Origin of the sequence: Novosphingobium sp. B1, assembly GCF_900176395.1 — a bacterium.
Taxonomy (GTDB): Bacteria; Pseudomonadota; Alphaproteobacteria; order Sphingomonadales; family Sphingomonadaceae; genus Novosphingobium.
In genome coordinates this window covers 1-2,476 of the sequence record NZ_FWXL01000055.1, presented here as the reverse complement: position 1 = coordinate 2,476, position 2,476 = coordinate 1, and the positions used below count along the sequence as shown (strand labels likewise).

The window sequence follows — 2,476 nt, the reverse complement described above, 5'->3', positions numbered from 1 at the left end:
GTAAGCGCTGTTTTCAGCCCACGTGGGCGTGCGGCAGGAGCTCGTCGATCCGCGATGCGGGGTGGCCATTGGCGAGACTGGTGAGCGTCGAGGTCAGCCATGTGTGCGGGTTGATGCCTGTGAGCTTGCAGTTCTCGATGAGCGTGGCGATCACCGCCCAGTTGTCGCCGCCCTCGTCGGAGCCAGCGAACAGGGCGTTCTTGCGGTTGAGAGCTAGCGGGCGGATGGCGCGCTCGACGGCGTTGTTGTCGAGATCGATGCGCCCATCATCGAGGAAGCGGATGAGCCCGTCCCAGCGGGGCAGCGTATAGCGGATCGCCTCTCCAAGGCGGCTCTTGGCGCTGACCTGCCGGCCGCGTGCTTCGAGGAACCTGTAGAGGTCGTCGACGATCGGGCGGCTGCGCTGGTCGCGGGCGTCGCGGCGCTCGTCAGCGGATAGGCCGCGGATCTCGTCCTCGATAGCGTAGAGCGAGGCAATGCGGCGCAGCACGTCGGCTGCTACCGGCGAGCTCTCGGCCAGCTCGTAGAACTTGCGGCGCACGTGCGCCCAGCAGAACGCGAGGCGGATCTGCTGATGACGCCGGGCAAGCGCGGCATAGGCACCATAGCCGTCGACCTGCAGGATGCCGGCAAAGCCGTGCAGGTGCGCTTCGGGTCGCTCGGTCTTGCGATCACCGGCGTAGACATAGGCGACCATCGGCGGATCACTGCCCCCCCATGGCCGATCATCGCAGGCATAGGCCCAGATCTGACCGGTCTTGGTCTTCTTGCGCCCCGGCTCGAGCACGGGCGCGGGGGTCTCGTCGGCGAACAATCGCTCGGATCGTCGCAGTCTCTCGAGGATATGATCGCGCAAGGGACGCAGATACCAGGCCGCCCTTCCGACCCAGTCGGCAAGGGTCGAGCGATCCAGCTGGATACTCTGCCGGGCATAGATCTGCGCCTGACGGTAGAGCGGCAGGTGATCGGCATACTTGGACACGAGCACCTGCGCGATCAGCGCTTCGGTGGGGATGCCGCCTTCGACGATCCGTGCCGGTGCCGGAGCCTGGACGACCGTGCTCTCGCACGAGCGGCAGCCATAGCGCGGGCGCCGGGTGACCAGCACGCGGAAGGTGGTGGGAACGACATCGAGGCGTTCGGCCACATCCTCACCGATCTGGTGGAGCGCGCCGCCGCAGCAGGGGCAGGCCTTCTCCTCGACATCGATGATCTGCTCGATCCGCTCAAGATGGGCGGGCAACGATCCGCGGTTGGTCTTGCGGGGGCGTTCGCCCCTGGCCTTGGGCAGCGCGGCATCAGTTGCGGCATGCACGCTGCCGAGTGCCGTCTCGATATCCTCAAGCGCAAGCTCGAACTGATCGGGATCGAGCTGCTCGGACTTGCGGCCGAACCGATGCCGCTGGAAGGCCTCGAGGATCGCCTGCAGCCGCTCGATCCGAGCATCTGCCTTGCTCTTGGCATCGGTGAGATCGGCCAGTGTGCGAGCCTGCTCGAGGACGAGCGCGCGCAGCGCATCAACGTCATCGGGAAGGTCCGCTTCCATCAGCATGTGTAGGTTGAATCAGTCTGCGCCTACCCCGTCAAGCGGCAATCCGGGGCGCGATAGGACGGCGCCCGCCGTGCACGCGGCGCCAGTCCAGCCCCTCCAGCAAAGCACCCAGTTGGGCGGCTGTGAGGCGCATCACGCCTTCCTGGATCCGGGGCCATCGGAAGCTGCCTTGCTCCAGCCTCTTGGCCATCAGGCAGAGGCCTGTTCCGTCCCACCAGATGAGCTTGATCCGGTCCGCGCGCTTGGCGCGGAACACATAGATCACGCCGGAATACGGCTTGCCGCCATACTCGGCCGCCACCAGCGCCGCGAGCGAGTCCGCTCCCTTCCTGAAGTCCACGGGCTTCGTCGCCACCATCACCTTGGCGCCAGGCGCTGGGCCGATCATCGCGAAGCTCGAAGGGCGGTGATCACAGCGGATATCGTATCGGGATCGGCACTGCTGCCGATCCTGACCAGCGCACCCGCTACCTCGACCTCGATCGCGCCAGCCCTGGCGCTCCTGCGCCGCGATGCCGGCTTGCTCGCCACAATCGAAGGCGATGGCTCTTGCTCCTCGAGAACCGCCGGAACGAACATGGGAGTCTCGCGAGACGGGGCAGGCAGCGCGATACCGCGCCCCTCCATCTCCTTGCGGAGCAAACGACGCCACGTGAAGAGCTGGGATGCCGACATGCCATGACGACGGGCCACTGCGCTCACGCTCTGCTTGCCGGAATAGCTCTCCGCAACGATCGAGGCCTTCACCTCCGGCGGCCAGTCCCGCCGCTTTCCAGCGCCGGTGAAAACCTCGAAGCGCCGCACACCGCTGCTACCAGCATCATCACATGACATCGTCATAGCACCAGCGCCCCTCGACAATCAGGGCGCGGACACTCGGCGCTCCGTATCACCCGCGCAAGGTGGGCTCAGGACATCGCTTAC

The 2,476-nt window shown here is 66.2% G+C and carries 3 protein-coding genes; all 3 read right to left on the bottom strand.

Features of this window, described 5'->3' with window-relative positions:
• Window positions 1-13: 13 nt before the first annotated feature.
• Genes B9A23_RS21980 through B9A23_RS21970 form a run of 3 tightly spaced genes read right to left on the bottom strand, consistent with a single transcriptional unit; the run spans window position 14 to window position 2,392 of the window.
• On the bottom strand, window positions 14-1,552 hold the full coding sequence (locus B9A23_RS21980) for an IS66 family transposase (RefSeq protein ID WP_084281531.1): 1,539 nt from the start codon (window positions 1,550-1,552) through the stop codon (window positions 14-16).
• 31 nt (window positions 1,553-1,583) lie between these two features.
• Entirely contained in the window at window positions 1,584-1,910 is a 327-nt protein-coding gene (gene tnpB / locus B9A23_RS21975; RefSeq protein ID WP_205525234.1) for an IS66 family insertion sequence element accessory protein TnpB, read from the bottom strand.
• Window positions 1,911-1,936: 26 nt separating this feature from the next.
• A complete protein-coding gene (locus tag B9A23_RS21970; protein ID WP_084281529.1) occupies window positions 1,937-2,392 on the bottom strand; it encodes an IS66-like element accessory protein TnpA in 456 nt (151 codons plus the stop codon).
• Window positions 2,393-2,476 lie beyond the last annotated feature (84 nt).

Excerpts from the sequence above, each read along its gene's own strand:
- B9A23_RS21980 (WP_084281531.1), bottom strand. The coding sequence starts at position 1,552 with ATGCTGATGGAAGCGGACCTTCCCGATGACGTTGATGCGCTGCGCGCG.
- tnpB (WP_205525234.1), bottom strand. The coding sequence starts at position 1,910 with ATGGTGGCGACGAAGCCCGTGGACTTCAGGAAGGGAGCGGACTCGCTC.
- B9A23_RS21970 (WP_084281529.1), bottom strand. The coding sequence starts at position 2,392 with ATGACGATGTCATGTGATGATGCTGGTAGCAGCGGTGTGCGGCGCTTC.